The following is an 18,262-nucleotide window of genomic DNA, read 5'->3' as shown; positions in this document are numbered from 1 at the left end:
CGCCGGGACAGGGATTACAGTTGTGTCAGACGCTGTAACATCTGATCAGAGGCGGAAACGGCCTTACTGTTGATCTCATACGCGCGCTGCGTCTGGATCATATTGACCAGCTCTTCCGCCACATTGACGTTAGAGGTTTCCACCATGCCCTGATACAGACGGCCTGCGCCGTTGGTTTCAGGGGCACTTTCTGTCGGTGCGCCGGAGCTGGCGGTTTCCATGTAGAGGTTTTCGCCGATACTTTCCAGGCCCGCATCGTTAATGAAGGTGGTCAGGGTAATCTGGCCGATCTGCTGCGGCTGGCTTTCACCGTACATGGTGACAGACACGGTACCGTCACGGCCGATTTCCATCTTCTGCGCCCCTTCCGGGATCATAATGGCCGGGACAATCTGATAACCGGATGAGGTCACCAGCTGACCGTTCTGATCCGGATGCAGTGAACCGTCACGGGTATAGGCATCAGAGCCGTCCGGCATCTGGACATGGATAAAACCCTGTCCGCTGATGGCGATATCGGTCGAGGTACCGGTTTTGTTCAGCGCCCCCTGGGCATGAATACGGGTGGTCGCCACCGGACGCACACCGGTACCCAGCTGAAGGCCGGTCGGCAGAGAGGTTTGTTCGGAGCTCATGGCACCCGGCTGACGGATGTTCTGATACAGCAGATCTTCAAACACCGCACGCTGGCGTTTAAAACCGTTGGTGCTGACGTTGGCCAGGTTGTTGGAAATAACATCCAGGTTCGTCTGCTGGGCTTCAAGCCCGGTTTTGGCAATCCATAATGAACGGATCATGATAATTCCTTACTGAATATTAACTCACAGAAAGCAGCTGATTGGCCCGCTGGGCATTCTCGTCCGCACTGTGAACCACTTTCATCTGCATCTCGAAATGACGCGCGTTGGCGATCATTTCCACCATCGCCTGTGCCGGGTTGACGTTACTGCCTTCCAGTACACCGGACGATACTTTGCCGCGTTCACTCAGCGGCAGTTCATTACCGTTGGCGTTACGTGCCGCCGCCGTGAGATGAAACAGCCCGTCTTCGCCGCGCAACACATCCTGCGGTTTCGCTTCCACCACTTTCAGGCGTCCGATCTGGCCGAGCATAGTCGGCGGATCGGTCGGGATCAGTGCCGTAATCGTACCGTCACCGCCGATGGTCAGTTCCGCGTGCGGCGGCACATCAATCGCTCCGCCGTCACCCTGCAGAAGGTGTTCGCCCAGCATCAGCTGACCGTCCGCTGAAATCTGAATGCTGCCGTTACGGGTATAGGCTTCTTCCCCGCCCGGCAGTGCCACCGCCAGGAAATGACCTTCATTCAGCGCCACATCCATCTGACGGCCGGTGTAGTTCAGCGGCCCCGGAGTCATGTCCGCCCCGGGGGTCGAAGAGACCACCAGTGTCCGGGTCTGCTCTGTATCACCGTTTACCGGTACCGCCCGCATGGCGGATAACTGTGCCTTAAACCCGGACGTCGAGACGTTGGCAATGTTGTTCGAGACAATGGCCTGATTTTCCAGCGCATGTTTAGCGCCGCCCATTGCCGTATAAATAACGTGATCCATGGCCACCTTCTGTCTTTATGCTTAACGTAAGTTAACCAGCGTCTGCAGCATCTGATCCTGCGTTTTGATGGTCTGTGAGTTGGACTGATAGTTACGCTGCATCACAATCATGTTGATCAGTTCCTGGCTCATATCCACGTTGGAGGCTTCCACCGCGCCGCCGGTCAGGTTACCGAACTGCCCGGTGCCCGGAACGCCGTCCATCGGGTTACCGGAAGCATTGGTCGCTTTCCAGACGTTACCGCCCTGGGATGCCAGGCCGTTATTGTTGGCAAACGTAGACAGTGCGATTTTGCCGACAGTCCGCTTCTGCTGGTTGGAATAACTGGCGGTGATGGTGCCGTCATTCTCAATTTTAAAGCTGGTGTATTCGCCGGACTGATAGCCGTCAATATCAATTTTGCTGACAGATGATTCTGTGACTTTCTGCTGACGGGTTTTGCCGACGTCCAGTGTAATACTGCCGGCGTTAGCGCCATTCAGCCCGTTAAAATCAAAATTGAAGTTATTGATTTTAACCTCAATAATTTTACCGCCGTCCAGGACCGGATTACCGCCGGCATCCAGAATCGGGTTACCGTCCTTATCCAGTACAGGCTTACCGCCATCCAGAACCGGATTTCCGTTGGCATCCAGAACCGGTTGATTTGTCACCGGATCGAGAACCGGGTCACCGCCATCACGGATAGGTAAACCATTTTTATCTACAGCCGTCATTTGGAGTAACTTACCGTTACCATCAAATTCCATATTGCCAAGATGCTGAATAACTGCGGTGTTATCACTGCCGTCTTTCGCTTTGACGGTCCATTTGTTATTGTCAGTTTTGATAAAATAAACCGCGACTTCATGGGTATTGCCCTGACTGTCGTAGGTTGTCATTGTGGTACTGAAGTTGTAACTGTCCGGATTATTCGGATCAAACGTGCTGACTGACGGCACTTTGTCGTCCGAATTCAGGTTGATGGTTAATTCGCCTTTAGCTGATGCTTTGGCATCCATCATATCAGTCGGAATATTCAGGATCTGCGGAATGCCGCCGGTCTGGATAGTGGCGTTACCGGCGGCATCCAGACCCGCCGGGAAACCGGTGACCATCATGCCCTGGTTGTTAACCAGGTTACCGCTCTTGTCACGGTGGAATTCACCGTCACGGCTGTACACCACGTCACCGTTACCATCCAGCAGACGGAAGAAACCGTTACCGGAAATTGCCACATCGGTCGCACGGTCAGTACGGGTGATTGCACCGTCTTTGAAGTTCTGGGAAACCGCAGCAACGTTAACCCCGAGACCCACACCGGAACCGGCAAACATATCAGCAAAAGAAGCATGCGCCCCTTTAAAGCCGTTGGTTGCGGAGTTGGCAATGTTGTTACCGATCGAATCAAGACCGGATGAAGCGGCATTCAGGCCGCTGACTGCTTGTGAAAAAGACATGTCACCTCCATGACAATTAAACTTTAAATATTATTTGGTCGGATAGACTTTAAAAATTGCTGCCAGCGGCACACTGTTGCCAATCCCGACATCCAGCAGTGGTGCACTTTCACCGGGAGTTACGCCATTGACAGTGGCATATTTCAACCGGGTAACCTGTGAAGCCGGAATTTCTTCCCCTTTCATGGTGGCTTTGACCTCAAAGGTGTATTTTCCTTTGGTATCGGCAACCAGCTCACCATTATCATTACGGCCGTCCCAGGTTTTGTCGTAGATATCCGGTTTGGTTTCACCGTCAATCGTGATGGTTCTGACAATCCCTTTATTTTTATCGCGGATGGTTATCTCAATTTTGTCCGCCGGTTTGGCGAGGAAGAAACCGAACGGCGAGGATTCAAATCCGCTGCCGCTGCTGTCATCACCGCCGTTATCATCGGCAAACGGGGCAATTGATGTGTCATCACCCGGAGGCGGATTATCGGCTTTCACGCGGGTTGTATCGTCACCGGCTGGTACCAGAACCAGGTCACTGCCCGGGATCAGGACATGTTTCCCGACCAGTTGTGTCGCCTGTAATGACTGGCCGGAGTTAATCTGTTTTGATATACCGCTGACGCTGTCATTCAGGCTGTTCATACTTTCCAGGGTGGCGATTTGCGCCAGCTGGCTGGTCAGATCCGTGTTATCCATCGGCTTGGTCGGATCCTGGTTCTGCATCTGCGTGACAATCATTTTCAGAAAGGTGTCCCGCATATCGTCACTCTGACTTTTCTGCGGCTTTTTCTGCGTATCAATGTCGTTATTGACCGGATCATTGGTTGCTGCATTAATCCCCATGACTCACTCCGTTACTGTCCGAGGGTTAACGTCTTCTGCAACAGCACCTTGGCTGTGTTCATCACTTCCAGGTTTGCCTGGTAGCTGCGGGAAGCAGAAATGGTGTTGATCATCTCTCCCACCGTATCCACGTTCGGCATACGCACATACCCTTTTTCATCGGCCAGGGGATGGCCGGGTTTGTACTCCAGACGTGGTGGTGCCGGGTCTTCAATCAGCTGGCTGACCTTCACGCCGCCGATGTCATAGCGCCCCTGCGGTGCCGTCTGAAATACCACCTGTTTCGCGCGGTACGGTTCGCCGTCCGGTCCTGCGACACTTTCGGCGTTCGCCATGTTACTGGCGCTGACGTTCAGACGCTGGGACTGCGCGGTCAGTGCAGAGGCGGAAATATCAAAAATACTCAGTAATGCCATGGTGATTACCCTTGCTGTAAGACAGCCAGCATGCTTTTCACGCGGCTGTTAATAAAGGTCAGGTCAGCCTGATATTTCAGGGTGTTATCAGCAAACTGACTGCGTTCAACATCCATATCCACGGTATTGCCGTCCATCGATGTCTGATACGGAACCCGGTATTTGAGATCAACTGCTGACGGTATTGCGGCACCGTGTCCGCTGATATGACCTTTTGCGGTCACAGTCATTGCCAGGCCGCCGTTTTTCACCGTGCCGTTATTCATCGCCTGTTTCAGCTGGCGGCTGAAATCGATATCCCGTGCCTGATACCCGGGGGTATCCGCATTGGCAATATTGGATGCCAGGATTGTCTGACGCGTTTCCCGCAGCGAAAGTGCCTGCTGCTGAAATGCAAACGTGGCATTTAACTTATCAAGCATGTCTGCCCTCTGTTGATGTGTTACGCCTGTTTTAGTGACAGGTATATTATCCGCCCCGGGAAAATCTAATGGCGGGATAAACGCGAAATAACCAACCTATTTACCGGATTCAACAGTGCGGAAATTGCGTAAACTGCGACCATCAGAAATAACCGTGTTTGTGCAAGGAGAAGAAAATGATATCCCGTTACCGCACCCTGTTTATCAGCGGATTACTGGTGTTTTCCGCCTCCGCACACGCCGGTTTACCGGAAGATATCAACCGTTACTTCCGTCAGCTGCATCCGAAACCGATGCAGGTATCTGTTGAGATAAAAACCCCGATCGACCGCTGGCCCGCCTGTAAAGACCCGGTACTGCAACTGCCGGCGGGCGGACGCAACACCGGCAATGTTTCACTGCCGGTGTTATGCGGAAAAAAACGCACTTTTATGCAGCTGACCGTAAATGTCACCGGCCAGTATTACGTGGCAACCCGTCAGATTCAGCGTGGTGAGACTGTTCAGCTTGTGGATATCGGCACAAAACGCGGTTTGCTTCACAAATTGCCTGCGGGCGCGGTTACCGATAAAATAGCCCTCCGCGGTGCCATTACCCTGCGCAATATTGATGCCGGACAGACTTATGTCGCCTCTATGACCCGCAAAGCCTGGGCAATAAAAGCCGGACAAAGTGTGTTTGTCATGGCGGATGGTGATAATTTCTCGGTAAAATATGAAGGCCGTGCCATTAATAATGCCGCCGCCGGAACCACTATCCGGGTCCGGCTGGTGAATGGTCAGGTGGTCAGCGGTGAAGCCCTTGAAAACGGCAGCGTGAAAGTATCACTGTAGTTATATGCTGCGTGATGAATTTAGTTATAAAGTTTCAGATAAGATTGCCGATAAACAATGAGCACAAGGGAGGCGCCCCTCCATCTCATACAGATCGGGAAAAGGAAAACAGATATGGCAATTGAGCAAACATCCGCGATTTCAGCACTGACCAAAGTGACTAACCGCGACCCGAAAGAACTGACCGCGCCGGTGCGCGATAAAAAAGTTCAGGCCGAAGAGACTGTCCGCGAAAGCGCATTTTCGCCGAGTGAACTTCAGAAGCAGCTGCTTGCGCCGGGTAAAAACGACATTAATACTGCACGGGTGGCAGAAATCAAACAGGCGCTGAAAGACGGCACATTACGGATGGATGCCGGTAAAATCGCTGACGGTCTGCTGCGCGATGCGCATGAGTGCATGTTATCCATGGACAGTGCCGATAAAAATGACTGATCAACTTCTGCCGCTGCTGGATCAACAACTCTCTCATTTACAGTCACTGCATCAGGTGATGAAAAATGAAGAGTTGTTACTCGGCTACCCGCGTGTTCCGCAATCTCCGTTTCAGGAAGCCACGGAACAAAAACGGTTTCTGGTCGCCGCTATCGGCCATAATGAAACCCGCCGTCAGGCACTTGAGCAGGAAGCCGGGCTGTGTGCGCCCTATGACAATAATGAAACCATGCACACTGTCTGGAATGCGATCAAAGACCTTACCCTGACGCTGAAAGAGATGAATTACCGCAATCATCAGATGCTGAAAATGCATATGCAGTTTAATCAGGAGCGGCTGGATTTTATGAAGAAACATAATAACCAGGCGACTTACGGCGCTGATGGTCAGGAATCCCGCACACCGGTACTCGGTAAAAAAATCTCCGTCTGATAATTAACTGCCCTTCCCCGGCAGTTAATCTCCCTCCTCGTATTATTACGCTGTTTATCATTCCGCTTCACTGCTGTATTTTCCTGATATCACTCAGATAGACAGGACACGCTCACCTTATGTCTTTATTTTCTTTCTGGCAGCCTGAAATGCTGGCTGAACGCTATCAGCACCGGGATGATGTCATGGTGTTACAGGAACTTCGCGGATTATACGGCGATGATTTTTATTTTGATTTCCCGCCGGGCCCGTATTTCGGTCCGCTGAAAACCGCAAAAGTGGTATTGTGTTATGCCAATCCCGGCGCAGATAACCCCTCAAAGGACACCGTTTCTCAACATCATAACCGCCACTTATTGTTCCGGCAGTTACAGGGCGATCAGTCTTATCCGCATAAACTTCCCGGCTGGGACCGCTGGTTCACGCCGCGTGCCAACAGTTTATTCGGCGGTGACATTGATACAGCCGCGAAAAATACAGCGGTGTTAAATCTTCTTCCGTACGCCTCGGAAGATATGAGTAAGGCGGAGAAAATAGCTAACTGTTTGCCCTCTGCATGGGCTGCTCAGCGCTATCTGCGGGAAACCTTAATCCCGAAAGCACAACGCGGTGAGATTCTACTGATAATGTGCCGGTCGGCGCATTTATGGGGATTAATGTCATCGCGGGGAAGTGACAATATATTGATCAACCGGGTCCGCAGCGGGTTTTCGGCAGAGATAAAATCACAGGCACAAAAATGGATTGCGGAACATATTCAGCCCGGCTGAATATAAAAAAAAGGAACCGGCTTACGCGGGTTCCTTTTATCGTGATTATATTGTCCGGCCTCAGCCGCCGATCATGGAGGTCATCCGTATCTGACGGCGGTCATTCAGTTCAAGGTTGGACATCACCGCCAGCTGCGGCAGACTGCGGCGCAGGAAGCGGGATAAAATCAGACGCAGTGAGTGATTAACCAGCAATACTGTCGGTGCTCCCATAGCTTCCTGATGCTGTACCGCGCTCATCGCCTGCATTTCGATATTCTGCGCCAGATTCGGCTCCAGACCGCCGCCGCTTTTCGCTGCCTGCAACAGGATCTGTTCCAGCCCCGCATCCAGACCAATCACCTGAATTTCCCCTGATGCCCCGAACCACTGCTGAGTGATTGCGCGTCCCAGTGCTATCCGCACCTGAGATGTCAGAACATCGGTATCTTTCTGCTCACCATTCTCACCGACCTGCTCTGCCAGGGTTTCAATAATGGTACGCATATCGCGGATCATGACATTTTCGGTCAGCAAATTTTGCAGCACACGGTGGAAAATCGTCAGCGATAAGGTATCCGGGATCAGATCATCAGCCAGCTTCGGCATCTCTTTCTTCACGCGGTCATACAGCATCTGTGCTTCCTGACGGCCGAACAGCTCACTGGCGTATTCCAGCAGGATCTGATTAAAGTGTGTCGCCACCGCCGTACTGGCTGAAACCACGGTGTAACCCTGAATCTGAGCCTGCTCACGCAGATCATCATCAATCCACACTGCCGGTAAACCAAATGCCGGCTCCTGTGTGGCATCCCCTTCCAGAGAGCCTGCCGCATTGCCCGGATCAATCGCCAGCCAGCGGCCCGGCTGAGCCTCGCCGCGTCCGGCTTCCGCTCCTTTGATCAGGATGCGGTAAGCGGTCGGTGCCAGCTCAAGGTTGTCACAGATATGCACCACCGGCGGCAGATAGCCGACTTCCCGGGCAAATTTTTTGCGCAGTCCGCGGATCCGCCCGAGCAGCTCGCCCTGCTGGTCATTATCCACCAGCGGAATAAGCCGGTAACCGACTTCCATCGCCAGCAGATCTTCCGCCACCACATCATCCCAGGTCGCTTCCGTGACTTTATTGGCCTCACGGAACTGCTGCTCCTGCACATTGTTTTCCGTCTCTTTGACCGGCTCTTTGCTTTTCTTCACCAGATACCAGCCGAGAGCTGCCAGCGCCACTGTGAACAGCAGGAACACAAAGTTCGGCATGCCAGGGATAAGCCCCAGCAGACCCAGAACCCCGGCACTCAGCCACATCACACGCGGGTTATTGAACAGCTGGGTGACCATCTGTTCACCGGCATCTTCATCCGTCGCCACGCGGGTCACAATCACACCGGCTGCGGTTGAGATAATCAGTGCCGGGATCTGCGCCACCAGGCCATCACCGATGGTCAGCAGGGTATAGGTGCTGGCCGCATCGCCCAGCGCCATATGGTGCTGAGCCACACCGACAATCAGGCCGCCGATCACGTTAATCACCATGATCATAATCCCGGCGATGGCATCACCGCGGACAAACTTACTGGCCCCGTCCATTGAACCGTAGAAATCGGACTCCTGGGTCACTTCCGCACGGCGGCGTTTGGCCTCTTCATCATTGATGATCCCGGCGTTTAAGTCCGCATCAATCGCCATCTGTTTGCCCGGCATGCCATCGAGCACAAAGCGCGCACCGACTTCGGCGATACGTCCCGCACCTTTGGTGATAACCATAAAGTTGATTAATACCAGGATGATAAAGACCACAATCCCGATAGCAAAGTTACCGCCGACCAGGAAGTGCCCGAACGCCTCCACCACCCGGCCCGCAGCGGCAGGACCGGTGTGCCCGTCCATCAGGATGATACGGGTGGATGCCACGTTCAGTGACAGACGCAGTAAGGTGGAGAACAGCAGGATAGTCGGGAACGCGGCAAAATCGAGGGTACGCCGGGTGAACATCGCCACCAGCAGTACCATAATGGACAGCGCGATATTAAAGGTAAACAGCAAATCCAGCACAAACGCCGGCAGCGGCAGTACCATCATTGACAGGATCATCAGGATGAGGACCGGCCCGGCAAGTAACTGCCATTGTGCTCCCTGCATCGTTTTCGGTAATCTCAAAAGTGCAGCCAGATTAGCCATTTCGGGTATTTTCTCCAACAAAATCAAGTGCCTTTGGCACCGGTAAATTCTTCGGTTTTTTCGGTTTCAGGCCGCCTTCACGACGCCAGCGGCGCAGCTGAAACACCCATGCCAGCACTTCCGCCACGGCGGAATACAGTGCCACCGGAATTGACTGTCCCACCTCGGCATGACGGTAAAGTGCCCGCGCCAGCGGTGGTGCTTCCAGCAGCAGAATGCGGTTCTCCGCACCTATCTCTTTGATCCGCTGTGCCAGCACCCCGGCACCTTTAGCCAGTACTCTCGGTGCGGTCATTCTTTTCTCGTCATATTTCAGGGCAACGGCGTAGTGAGTCGGGTTGGTCACAATCACGTCCGCCTGCGGCACATCCGCCATCATGCGGTTACGCGCCATCGCGCGCTGCTGCTGACGGATTTTGGCTTTTATCTGCGGATCACCCTCCTGCTGTTTAAATTCATCCTTGATTTCCTGGCGGCTCATCCGCAGCTTTTTCAGGTGCGAACGGAACTGCCAGAACACATCAAACGCCACCATCGGGATCAGCATAAAGATGATGAGGTAACCGGCAAAAATCACTTTCTGCATCGCGTTTGTCATTGCCGTTGACGGGGATTCCATCGCCAGATGCAGCAGTGACGGCCACGCCTGCCATAAAAAAATCCATGCACCCAGGCCAATCAGCAGGGATTTAAGAATCGCCTTGAATAATTCGGCCAGCGCATTCATGGAAAAAATACGTTTAAAGCCCTTCAGCGGACTCAGTTTTGTCAGGTCAAACTTGATGGATTTGGTGTTAAACGCCAGTCCGCCGACCAGTGCCGACGCAGAAATACCGACCAACGCCAGTCCGCCGACAACCGGCAGCATCGCAAATAACGCTTCACCAATGACTTTTCCGAGAAAACGCAGCATCAGCCCCGGATTCTGCAGATAAAAGTTATCAAAGAGAAATCCCTGACGAAAAATATCACGCAGTTGTCCCGCCAGATGGCCGCCGCTTAACCACAGCAGGCTGACACCGGCCAGCATCATCATCAGTGAGCTGAGTTCTTTGGAGCGGACAATCTGTCCGTCTTCTTTGGCTTTCTGTTTTTTGTGGGGGGTGGGTTCTTCTGTTTTTTCCACATCACTTTCATCAGACACTCACACCTCCGCCGTCTGCCGGGATTTTGCTTATGGCTATAGCATGACAGAGTGCGGCAAATTCAATGGTGGAAAATGACCAGTCTTAACGGTGTAATTCCCTGATTAAAGCAGAAGTGACGAATTTATCAGCAGAAAATCACTTCATGACACCCGCAGGCAGTGGTCAGCAACGCAATATAGTCAAATTAAGCCGCTGAACCTGATGAAAGCCCGTATTTCGCACTGAGTGTTAAATTAGGAACAATTCCGATAGGCAGTTGTTACCGGTACTTTATAATTTGCCACTGTTTTATTCCACGATAATCACAAGGTACTCACTGATGAAAAAAACAATTTTAGCCTGCTCTCTGGGTTTAATGGCTCTGGCTCTGACTGCGTGTTCCGGCGAAGAAAAATCAGCATCATCCGTTCCGGGTGCAACTGAAACCTGTAACAAATACTTTGCTGAAGTCGATGATTTAGTGAAGAAAGCAACTGAGAAAGCCGGTGACAGCGAAGCGGCTAAAGCACAGTTAGAACCAATGCTGAAACAGTTTGACGACGCGAAAAAACAAATCGCAACACTGCCGAAAGAGCAGCAGGACGCAGCATGCAAAGCAGGCAGCGACGCAATGGCTCAGATTAAGCAGGCAATGGGTATCTGATTTCCGTTGTGACAGACTGACCATTCTGAACCGCGGCATCCCTGCTGCGGTTTTTTTATATCAGAAACCCAGCTCATCGAGCAGATCATCAACCTGTGACTGTGATGCCATCACATTGGTCCCTTTCGGATCAATCTGCGGCCCGTTTTTCAGACTGTCGGCCGGATGTTTTGCACGGATTTCCGCAGGGGTGTTCTCCATCAGCAGAAACAGCAGCTGTTTCTCTGTCTCTTCCACCACTTCCATCATTTTTTTCACAACCTGACCGGTCAGATCCTGGAAATCCTGAGCCATCATAATTTCCAGTAACTCACTTTTGGTCACCGCACTACCGTCAATCACCCGGCGGATAAACGCCATGGTGGATTCCTGCAGGGCCGGATCGACCTCCGCTGACGGACAGGATTGCCAGCGCGCCTGCAAATCCAGCGCGTCCTCGTGCATTTTTACCTGCAGCGGCTTGATAGTGTCGATGCCGTTGAGTGTTTTTTCCGCCGCCTGTGCAGTCATCTGAGCGATGTAGCGCAGCCTGTCTTTTCCGTCCGGAATTGTCGCGACCGCCTGCTGCACGCCCTTTTCTAATCCCAGTTCACGCATGCTCTCTCTTAACATCCTCGTTAAAAAACCGACCCGGGTGATGATCTGTTTTAAATCATCATCACTGTTTTTGTTTCTGTCCGTTGATTTATTTTCCTTCATCCTGCTTTCCTTCTGCTGAAGCCCCTCAGTTCAGACCCATTTTTTCGAAGACTTTATTCAGTTTTTCCTCGAGGATCGCGGCAGTGAACGGCTTGACAACATAGCCGCTGGCACCGGCCTGAGCGGCGGCAATAATGTTTTCTTTTTTCGCTTCAGCGGTCACCATCATGACCGGGATGTGTTTGAGTGCATCATCCGCGCGGATGGTTTTCAGCAGCTCCAGCCCGTCCATATTCGGCATGTTCCAGTCCGCCACCACGAAATCAATCTGACCCGCACGGATTTTCTCCAGCGCATCCACACCGTCTTCCGCCTCTTCAATTTTGTTGTAGCCCAACTCTTTTAAGAGGTTACGCACAATACGGCGCATGGTGGAAAAATCATCAACTACCAGAAAATTCAAATCTTTAGCGGCCATAACCACTCCTGCAATAATACAATGAATAATTGCCGGTTCCGTCAGGCGGAAACGGCAGCAAGTCTGCCCAGCACACTGGGGGCAATTTTGACGAGATCCTGAATTTCATCGACCGCATTCAGTTCAATCGCCGCTCTCGGCATACCGAAGACCACGCAGCTGCGCTCATCCTGGGCATACGTGACCGCGCCTTTCTGACGCAGATTCAGCATGCCGCGCGCACCGTCCATGCCCATACCGGTCAGCAGGACCGCGATGCATTTGCGGGCGGCACATTCGGCCACAGAGTCAAACAGCACATCCACGGACGGACGGTGACGGTTTACCGGCGGTGTCTGCTGAAGCACCACCTGATAACCCTGACCTTTATCCGCGATCAGCATATGCGCATCGCCCGGGGCAATATAAGCATGCCCTTTGCGCAGCACATCACCGTGTTCCGCCTCTTTTACCGTCAGCGCACAAAGCTTGTTCAGGCGCTCGGCAAACGAACGGGTGAAACCGGCCGGCATATGCTGGGTGATCACCACCGGCGGACACTCCGGCGGCAGCATCTCCAGGAACTGACGGATAGCTTCTGTTCCGCCGGTCGATGCCCCCACCGCAATCAGACGGTTATGGCAGACATACGATGACAGCGGTTTGCTTATCACCGCCGGTGCCGCTGTCACTTTTTCCTGACGGCGGAAGCGGTTACCCTGCGTGATTTTTGACATCGCCGCGGCACGGATTTTTTCACCGATAAGGTCACGGTAACTCATCATGGTTTCGCGGATCCCGATTTGCGGTTTGGTGACAAAATCCACAGCCCCGAGTTCCAGGGCTTTCAGCGTCACTTCCGAGCCTTTGGAGGTCAGTGTGGAGACCATCACCACCGGTACCGGGTGCAGGCGCATCAGTTTTTCCAGAAAATCGATACCGTCCATCCGCGGCATTTCCACATCCAGCGTCACCACATCCGGTTCATGCTGTTTAATCAGATCACGCGCAACATACGGATCCGGTGCCACGTCCACCACGGTCATATCCGGATGGCTGTTAATAATTTCACGCATTAACTGGCGCATCAGCGCCGAGTCATCAACGCAAAGTACTTTTATTTTTTTCATCACTTCTCCCGGCCGCCTGAATGCTGTACACAGTCTGTCCTCTGATGACATAACGCGAAGATAACTGTGATAAGTTCTCCGAGTGCCCGATAAACAGCAGCCCGTCAGGCTTCAGTAGCGGAACAAAACGTTCCAGTAGTTGTTTCTGCATATCCTTATCGAAATAAATCATGACATTACGACAAAATATGGCATCGAACTGCCCCTGGAATTGCCAGTCGTTGTCCGTCAGATTCAGATAACGGAAATCAATCATCCGGCCGAGCGCCGGTTTGACCCGGGCATAGCCTTCATATTCCCCGACCCCTTTCATAAAATGGCGCTGACGCTGAAGGGCGTTGAGGCTTTTCAGCTCTTCGATACGGTAGACACCCTTGCGGGCCTTCTCCAGAACTTCGGTATCGATATCACTGGCGATCACTTTGGCATTCATGGCGTTCGCACCGAGAACATCACTGAGTGTCATGGCGATCGAATACGGTTCTTCCCCTGTCGAGGCAGCCGCGCACCAGATAGTGATCGGCTGGTTACGGCGGGGACGGATAAAGTCAGTCAGTGTCTGAAAGTGATGCGGCTCCCGGAAAAATGCGGTCAGATTGGTGGTCATTGCGTTAATAAATGCCTGCCATTCCGGGTGCAGCGGCTCCCGTTCCAGCAAACGCAGGTATTCGGCGAATGTGCTCATATTGCAGTCTCTGAGCCGCTTTAACAGGCGGTTGTAGACCATATTCTTTTTATTCATGCTAAGGACGATGCCTGACTTTTTATGAATAAACCGGCACACCCGACCAAACTCATCATCTGTGAGTGGTTCTATCTGTGGCGCAAAAAGCATCGTACTTGTTGTCCTTTCGGTAAAAACGATTCACTGACAGTCTTCAGTACAAACCGATCAGTTACCCCCTGCCACCGGTGTCTGCGATACGAACCGGTGTCAGGTGGTGATCAGGACTGTCAGCCGGCAAAGCCGGACTGAGTGCCCCTGTTATCCGGCAGCTCAAAGAAAGCGACCGTGTCGACCAGGTTATTCGCCTGATCTTCCAGCGCGGCTGTTGCACCTGTTGACTGCTCAACCAGTGCGGCGTTCTGCTGGGTCACCAGATCCATCTGGCTGACGGCGGTTGCCACCTGCTCGATACCACGGCTCTGCTCGTTGGAGGCAGACGCGATTTCGCTCATCAGTTCCGTCACCTGGTTCACCGCGGTGACCAGTTCTTCCATTGTTTTACCGGCGCTGTCCACCAGTTGCGTTCCCTGGCCGACGCGGTCAACTGACTCATCAATCAGAGATTTAATCTCTTTCGCGGCATCCGCACTGCGCTGTGCCAGCGCACGCACCTCACCGGCAACCACGGAGAATCCGCGCCCCTGCTCACCGGCACGGGCGGCTTCCACGGCGGCGTTCAGTGCCAGGATGTTGGTCTGGAAGGCAATACCGTCGATCACGCTGATAATGGCGCTGATCTTCTGCGAACTGTTGGCAATCGAGGTCATGGTCTCAATCACGCTCCCGGTGATCTGGCCACCGCGGCTCGCCGTTTTCGATGCTGTTACCGCAAGTTCACTGGCCTGACGGGCGTTATCGGCGTTCTGTTTCACCGTCGCAGTCAGCTCTTCCATACTGGCGGCGGTTTCCTCCAGGGATGCAGCCTGCTGTTCTGTCCGTGATGATAAATTATTATTGCCCAGGGCAATCTCCCGAATTCCGGTATACATTTGGTCTGTATTCAGGCGAAGGTTTGTAACAGATTCTGCCAGTGACTCCTGCATCAGTTTAAGCTGGCCGAATACCTCGCCGATTTCATCGCGGGTGGTCACTTCTATCTTCTGGTTCAGTTTGCCCTGTGCAACCTGCATAAAGTGCTCGCTCATACTGGTGAGCGGATTAATCACTTTGTAACGCATCCAGAAATGAGCCAGACCGGAAATCAGCAGAATGGTGGCGGTAACGCCGAAGAACATGATCCACGCCAGCCGGTTATAGAACGTACCGGACTCAATCGCACTGCGGCTCTCTTCATCCAGCAGTGCCAGATAATCATTCACCACTGCCCCCATTCTGTCCTGATACATCTGGGTCGGGTGTTCCACATAGGCGGGGATATTGGCGTGATCAATGTAACCGCGCAGTTCTTTAATCACACCGAGGTAAGACTGATACTGTTCTTCAATACCGGCAAAATCCTCTTTTTCACTGAGAACCGGCTGGGATTTGAACTTACTGTAATCTTCTGCCGCTTTATCCAGCAGCAAATCAAACGCCGCTTTGACCTGGCGGATATCGCTCTCTTCAGAGCCGACTTTGATATGTACAACAACCTGGGTAAGCAGGTTACGGGCCTGCATCAGATCTTCATAAGAAGACACCAGCAATGCCCGTTTTTTTGAGCCGAGATCGACCCGTTCCAGTGACGATAATTCAGATGAAACAATCCCCAGCGATAATCCGCTGGACACTATCTGCATGCCGCAAAAGAAAATAAGCAACAGATATAAACTGACAGAAATCCGTATTCTCTTACCAAACATAATGCTATCCCCACTGCGTCCGGCCGGGCTCACCTGCTTCGGTTGTTATTATCGCTGTGATGCACAAAAGCGCCGTCAGGTTTCCCTGACAGCGCAAAGCACAGACGCGTCGTTAAAAAGTTTCCCAATTGTCATCATCTTGATGGTTCTTCGATGATATTTTGCTGAGATCCGGGGTTTTCACGACATTGGAAATCGTTCTTGCCGCCGGTTCAGTGTGTTTATCGTCCCTGTGCTTCAAGGCCGGTAAGCGGAAAATGGCTATCAGCTGTGACAGTTTCGCCACCTGTTCTTCCAGCACATTTGCCGCCACCGCAGACTGCTCAACCAGTGAGGCGTTCTGCTGCGTCACTTTGTCCATTTCAGCAACTGCAATACTGACCTGTGAAATACCTTTGCTCTGCTCATCGGATGCCGTGGCAATGTGCGCCATGATGTCGGTGACGCGGGTAACGGACTCCACGATTTTGGTCATGGTTTCACCGGCATCTTCTGCCTGACGGGCACCGGTTCCGGTACGGGATACCGAGTCTTCGATGAGGATTTTGATCTCTTTTGCCGCATCCGCGCTGCGCTGCGCCAGGTTACGGACTTCATCCGCCACTACCGCGAAACCACGGCCGTGTTCACCGGCACGGGCAGCTTCAACCGCCGCGTTCAGAGCCAGGATATTGGTCTGGAACGCAATGCTGTCGATAACGGCTGTGATATCGGAAATTTTCTGTGAACTGTCAGCGATATTCAGCATGGTATTCACCACGTTGGACACCACTTTGCCGCCTTCACGGGCGATGTCGGAAGCCTGACCGGCAAATTCACTGGCCTGATGGGCGTATTCGGTGTTCTGTTTCACCGTCGCGGTCAGCTCTTCCATGCTGGCAGCAGTCTGCTCCAGACAGGCAACCTGTTCCTGGGTACGGGCAGACAGATCATTGTTACCGGCGGCGATTTCGCTGGTACCCTGATAGATGTTTTCGCTGCCGTCGCGCACACCACGCACCGTATTAATCAGCTCCTGCTGCATGTGCTGCACACCACGGCCCAGTTCAGCGATTTCATTATTACCGTTCACCGCGACTGTCGGGGTCAGGTCACCGGCAGCAAAGATTTTGATGCGATCAACCAGACCATTGAGCGGGAGAATAATACCGCGCTGTACATAGCGGTAACTGATAAGACTGATCAGCGCGAGGATAATGGCCAGCGCAATCAGCATATACAGAGATTCACTGAAGTTATCTTCCGCGCTCTGCACTTCTTCCTGAAACGCCGCAGAAATACTGTCGAAGTAAGCATTAAACTGCTCCTCGAACTTCATCTGATAGCCGGATGTAGCGTAGGTGTAGAATTGTTCCAGCTGATCCTCACGGACATAGGACATCAGCCGGGTCAGTGCATTACGGTAGGTTTCATAGGTGGAGAGCAGCTTTTCAAACTTCGCCTTGTCATAACTGGTGCCCTCCATCATTTTCATGTAGCGGGCATACGCAGCATCTGCATCCGCTAACTGACGGGTGGCCTGTTTGATCAGCTCATCCGGGGTGGCATCGTCTTTAAAGGTGTGCTCTCTGAGCAGAAAGCCGTTTGCCGCCCGGTTTAAATTGGCACGGGCCTGGATCAGGTTAACCCAGCTCTGGGTCAGAACCTGTCTCTGGCGCTGGAGTGAGTCCAGAAAATGAATACTGTCGCGGTTATCACCCAGCTTGCTGAACATCAGCCCGCTGGATGCCAGCTGCATCAGTACAAATATAAGAATAACGGATAAAAGCCCTGATACAATTTTAATTCTGCTATACATAATTTTCTACTGGCATAGTGTTATTGTATTTTTGATATCGGTCACACGACAAAAAACTTTAGTGATGGATTAACCAAAACTATCCGGCTGAATTATCATTCAGCCATGCTGTCGATGAGTGCCATTTCCTCGCTGGAAAGCAGCTTTTCGATATCCACCAGGATCAGCATCCGGTCACCGATGGTGCCCAGGCCGGTCAGGTATTTGGTTGATAATGTGACCGCGAAATCCGGTGCCGGAGCAATCTGCTCATCTTTGAGCACCAGCACGTCAGACACACCGTCCACCACAATCCCCACCACACGATCTTTCAGATTGACCACAATCACCACAGTGTTGTCGTTGTAAGTGACGTTCTGATGGGAGAACTTCACGCGCAGATCGATAATCGGGATAATCACACCGCGTAAGTTAGTGACACCCTTGATAAAATCCGGGGTATTCGCAATACGGGTGACCTGCTCATAACCACGGATTTCCTGTACTTTCAGGATCTCAATGCCGTACTCTTCTTCGCCCAGGGTAAAAATCAGGTACCCTTCGCCGTTTTTCTCTTCATCGAGTTTGTTTAAATCTTCATCCATCATCGACATGGTTATTTAC

At 52.4% G+C, this 18,262-nt stretch carries 20 protein-coding genes; 5 read left to right on the top strand and 15 right to left on the bottom strand.

From position 1 onward, the window contains the following. Nucleotides 1-14: 14 nt before the first annotated feature. From flgG to flgB, 6 genes are read right to left on the bottom strand one after another with little or no spacing between them, the layout of a single operon-like run. Entirely contained in the window at nt 15-797 is a 783-nt protein-coding gene (gene flgG / locus AB7038_RS06870; protein ID WP_004236835.1) for a flagellar basal-body rod protein FlgG, read from the bottom strand. 19 nt (nt 798-816) lie between these two features. Next, complete coding sequence (locus AB7038_RS06865) at nt 817-1,572, bottom strand: flagellar basal body rod protein FlgF (RefSeq protein WP_369452998.1); 756 nt, start codon at nt 1,570-1,572, stop codon at nt 817-819. Nucleotides 1,573-1,593: 21 nt separating this feature from the next. Then, a complete protein-coding gene (gene flgE, locus AB7038_RS06860; RefSeq protein ID WP_369452997.1) occupies nt 1,594-3,012 on the bottom strand; it encodes a flagellar hook protein FlgE in 1,419 nt (472 codons plus the stop codon). Nucleotides 3,013-3,042: 30 nt separating this feature from the next. Then, the gene (locus AB7038_RS06855; protein ID WP_368888557.1) at nt 3,043-3,849 is read right to left on the bottom strand and encodes a flagellar hook assembly protein FlgD; all 807 of its coding nucleotides are present in this window, start codon (nt 3,847-3,849) and stop codon (nt 3,043-3,045) included. 11 nt (nt 3,850-3,860) lie between these two features. After that, nucleotides 3,861-4,265: a flagellar basal body rod protein FlgC gene (flgC, locus tag AB7038_RS06850; protein ID WP_004236840.1), complete on the bottom strand. Its 405-nt coding sequence runs from the start codon at nt 4,263-4,265 to the stop codon at nt 3,861-3,863. A 5-nt stretch (nt 4,266-4,270) separates the two neighbouring features. Continuing rightward, a complete protein-coding gene (gene flgB, locus AB7038_RS06845) occupies nt 4,271-4,687 on the bottom strand; it encodes a flagellar basal body rod protein FlgB (protein WP_368888558.1) in 417 nt (138 codons plus the stop codon). Nucleotides 4,688-4,863: 176 nt separating this feature from the next. On the opposite strand from flgB, the gene flgA reads away from it, so the two are divergent. The 4 genes from flgA to AB7038_RS06825 all read left to right on the top strand — a co-directional run bounded on the left by flgA (nt 4,864) and on the right by AB7038_RS06825 (nt 7,158). Next, nucleotides 4,864-5,520: a flagellar basal body P-ring formation chaperone FlgA gene (flgA, locus tag AB7038_RS06840; RefSeq protein WP_368888559.1), complete on the top strand. Its 657-nt coding sequence runs from the start codon at nt 4,864-4,866 to the stop codon at nt 5,518-5,520. A 114-nt stretch (nt 5,521-5,634) separates the two neighbouring features. Next, the gene (gene flgM, locus AB7038_RS06835) at nt 5,635-5,955 is read left to right on the top strand and encodes a flagellar biosynthesis anti-sigma factor FlgM (RefSeq protein WP_004240024.1); all 321 of its coding nucleotides are present in this window, start codon (nt 5,635-5,637) and stop codon (nt 5,953-5,955) included. Then, entirely contained in the window at nt 5,948-6,388 is a 441-nt protein-coding gene (locus AB7038_RS06830; protein ID WP_368888560.1) for a flagella synthesis protein FlgN, read from the top strand. Before flgM ends, AB7038_RS06830 begins: the two co-directional genes overlap by 8 nt. 119 nt (nt 6,389-6,507) lie before the next feature. Continuing rightward, complete coding sequence (locus AB7038_RS06825; RefSeq protein WP_369452996.1) at nt 6,508-7,158, top strand: hypothetical protein; 651 nt, start codon at nt 6,508-6,510, stop codon at nt 7,156-7,158. Between the two features lie 60 nt (nt 7,159-7,218). Here the strand turns inward: AB7038_RS06825 and flhA are convergent, their stop codons facing one another. Together flhA and flhB are read right to left on the bottom strand one after the other, a co-directional pair. Then, the gene (gene flhA, locus AB7038_RS06820; RefSeq protein ID WP_369452995.1) at nt 7,219-9,315 is read right to left on the bottom strand and encodes a flagellar biosynthesis protein FlhA; all 2,097 of its coding nucleotides are present in this window, start codon (nt 9,313-9,315) and stop codon (nt 7,219-7,221) included. Further along, nucleotides 9,308-10,459 carry a flagellar biosynthesis protein FlhB gene (gene flhB, locus AB7038_RS06815; protein ID WP_072871777.1) on the bottom strand — a complete coding sequence of 384 codons (1,152 nt, stop codon included), beginning with the start codon at nt 10,457-10,459 and terminating at the stop codon, nt 9,308-9,310. The genes flhA and flhB overlap by 8 nt, the downstream gene beginning before the upstream one ends. 323 nt (nt 10,460-10,782) lie before the next feature. On the opposite strand from flhB, the gene AB7038_RS06810 reads away from it, so the two are divergent. Further along, nucleotides 10,783-11,106 carry a DUF5339 domain-containing protein gene (locus AB7038_RS06810; RefSeq protein WP_072871776.1) on the top strand — a complete coding sequence of 108 codons (324 nt, stop codon included), beginning with the start codon at nt 10,783-10,785 and terminating at the stop codon, nt 11,104-11,106. Nucleotides 11,107-11,166: 60 nt separating this feature from the next. On the opposite strand, the gene AB7038_RS06805 is transcribed toward AB7038_RS06810, so the two are convergent. The 7 genes from AB7038_RS06805 to cheW form a co-directional block, all read right to left on the bottom strand. Further along, complete coding sequence (locus AB7038_RS06805) at nt 11,167-11,805, bottom strand: protein phosphatase CheZ (protein ID WP_072871775.1); 639 nt, start codon at nt 11,803-11,805, stop codon at nt 11,167-11,169. A 25-nt stretch (nt 11,806-11,830) separates the two neighbouring features. Further along, on the bottom strand, nt 11,831-12,223 hold the full coding sequence (gene cheY / locus AB7038_RS06800) for a chemotaxis response regulator CheY (protein ID WP_004236857.1): 393 nt from the start codon (nt 12,221-12,223) through the stop codon (nt 11,831-11,833). Between the two features lie 41 nt (nt 12,224-12,264). Continuing rightward, nucleotides 12,265-13,332, bottom strand: coding sequence for a protein-glutamate methylesterase/protein-glutamine glutaminase (locus tag AB7038_RS06795; protein WP_024473880.1), 1,068 nt, complete (start codon nt 13,330-13,332; stop codon nt 12,265-12,267). Further along, entirely contained in the window at nt 13,304-14,167 is an 864-nt protein-coding gene (locus AB7038_RS06790) for a CheR family methyltransferase (protein WP_015422623.1), read from the bottom strand. The genes AB7038_RS06795 and AB7038_RS06790 overlap by 29 nt, the downstream gene beginning before the upstream one ends. A 119-nt stretch (nt 14,168-14,286) precedes the next feature. Further along, the gene (locus tag AB7038_RS06785; RefSeq protein ID WP_072871774.1) at nt 14,287-15,861 is read right to left on the bottom strand and encodes a methyl-accepting chemotaxis protein; all 1,575 of its coding nucleotides are present in this window, start codon (nt 15,859-15,861) and stop codon (nt 14,287-14,289) included. A gap of 112 nt (nt 15,862-15,973) precedes the next feature. Further along, a complete protein-coding gene (locus AB7038_RS06780; protein ID WP_369452994.1) occupies nt 15,974-17,659 on the bottom strand; it encodes a methyl-accepting chemotaxis protein in 1,686 nt (561 codons plus the stop codon). A 95-nt stretch (nt 17,660-17,754) separates the two neighbouring features. Next, nucleotides 17,755-18,252, bottom strand: a complete 498-nt coding sequence (gene cheW / locus AB7038_RS06775; RefSeq protein ID WP_004236862.1) for a chemotaxis protein CheW — start codon at nt 18,250-18,252, stop codon at nt 17,755-17,757. Nucleotides 18,253-18,262 lie beyond the last annotated feature (10 nt).

Source organism: Morganella morganii (genome assembly GCF_041099235.1).
Lineage (GTDB): Bacteria > Pseudomonadota > Gammaproteobacteria > Enterobacterales > Enterobacteriaceae > Morganella > Morganella morganii_E.
Note: the sequence above shows the minus strand (reverse complement) of the source record. Positions and strands in the feature narration are given on the sequence as shown.

Bases quoted from the DNA above. Each gene is read 5' to 3' on its own strand.
- flgG (WP_004236835.1), bottom strand. From the start codon at position 797: ATGATCCGTTCATTATGGATTGCCAAAACCGGGCTTGAAGCCCAGCAG.
- AB7038_RS06865 (WP_369452998.1), bottom strand. From the start codon at position 1,572: ATGGATCACGTTATTTATACGGCAATGGGCGGCGCTAAACATGCGCTG.
- flgE (WP_369452997.1), bottom strand. From the start codon at position 3,012: ATGTCTTTTTCACAAGCAGTCAGCGGCCTGAATGCCGCTTCATCCGGT.
- AB7038_RS06855 (WP_368888557.1), bottom strand. From the start codon at position 3,849: ATGGGGATTAATGCAGCAACCAATGATCCGGTCAATAACGACATTGAT.
- flgC (WP_004236840.1), bottom strand. From the start codon at position 4,265: ATGGCATTACTGAGTATTTTTGATATTTCCGCCTCTGCACTGACCGCG.
- flgB (WP_368888558.1), bottom strand. From the start codon at position 4,687: ATGCTTGATAAGTTAAATGCCACGTTTGCATTTCAGCAGCAGGCACTT.
- flgA (WP_368888559.1), top strand. From the start codon at position 4,864: ATGATATCCCGTTACCGCACCCTGTTTATCAGCGGATTACTGGTGTTT.
- flgM (WP_004240024.1), top strand. From the start codon at position 5,635: ATGGCAATTGAGCAAACATCCGCGATTTCAGCACTGACCAAAGTGACT.
- AB7038_RS06830 (WP_368888560.1), top strand. From the start codon at position 5,948: ATGACTGATCAACTTCTGCCGCTGCTGGATCAACAACTCTCTCATTTA.
- AB7038_RS06825 (WP_369452996.1), top strand. From the start codon at position 6,508: ATGTCTTTATTTTCTTTCTGGCAGCCTGAAATGCTGGCTGAACGCTAT.
- flhA (WP_369452995.1), bottom strand. From the start codon at position 9,315: ATGGCTAATCTGGCTGCACTTTTGAGATTACCGAAAACGATGCAGGGA.
- AB7038_RS06810 (WP_072871776.1), top strand. From the start codon at position 10,783: ATGAAAAAAACAATTTTAGCCTGCTCTCTGGGTTTAATGGCTCTGGCT.
- AB7038_RS06805 (WP_072871775.1), bottom strand. From the start codon at position 11,805: ATGAAGGAAAATAAATCAACGGACAGAAACAAAAACAGTGATGATGAT.
- cheY (WP_004236857.1), bottom strand. From the start codon at position 12,223: ATGGCCGCTAAAGATTTGAATTTTCTGGTAGTTGATGATTTTTCCACC.
- AB7038_RS06795 (WP_024473880.1), bottom strand. From the start codon at position 13,332: ATGAAAAAAATAAAAGTACTTTGCGTTGATGACTCGGCGCTGATGCGC.
- AB7038_RS06790 (WP_015422623.1), bottom strand. From the start codon at position 14,167: ATGCTTTTTGCGCCACAGATAGAACCACTCACAGATGATGAGTTTGGT.
- AB7038_RS06785 (WP_072871774.1), bottom strand. From the start codon at position 15,861: ATGTTTGGTAAGAGAATACGGATTTCTGTCAGTTTATATCTGTTGCTT.
- AB7038_RS06780 (WP_369452994.1), bottom strand. From the start codon at position 17,659: ATGTATAGCAGAATTAAAATTGTATCAGGGCTTTTATCCGTTATTCTT.
- cheW (WP_004236862.1), bottom strand. From the start codon at position 18,252: ATGTCGATGATGGATGAAGATTTAAACAAACTCGATGAAGAGAAAAAC.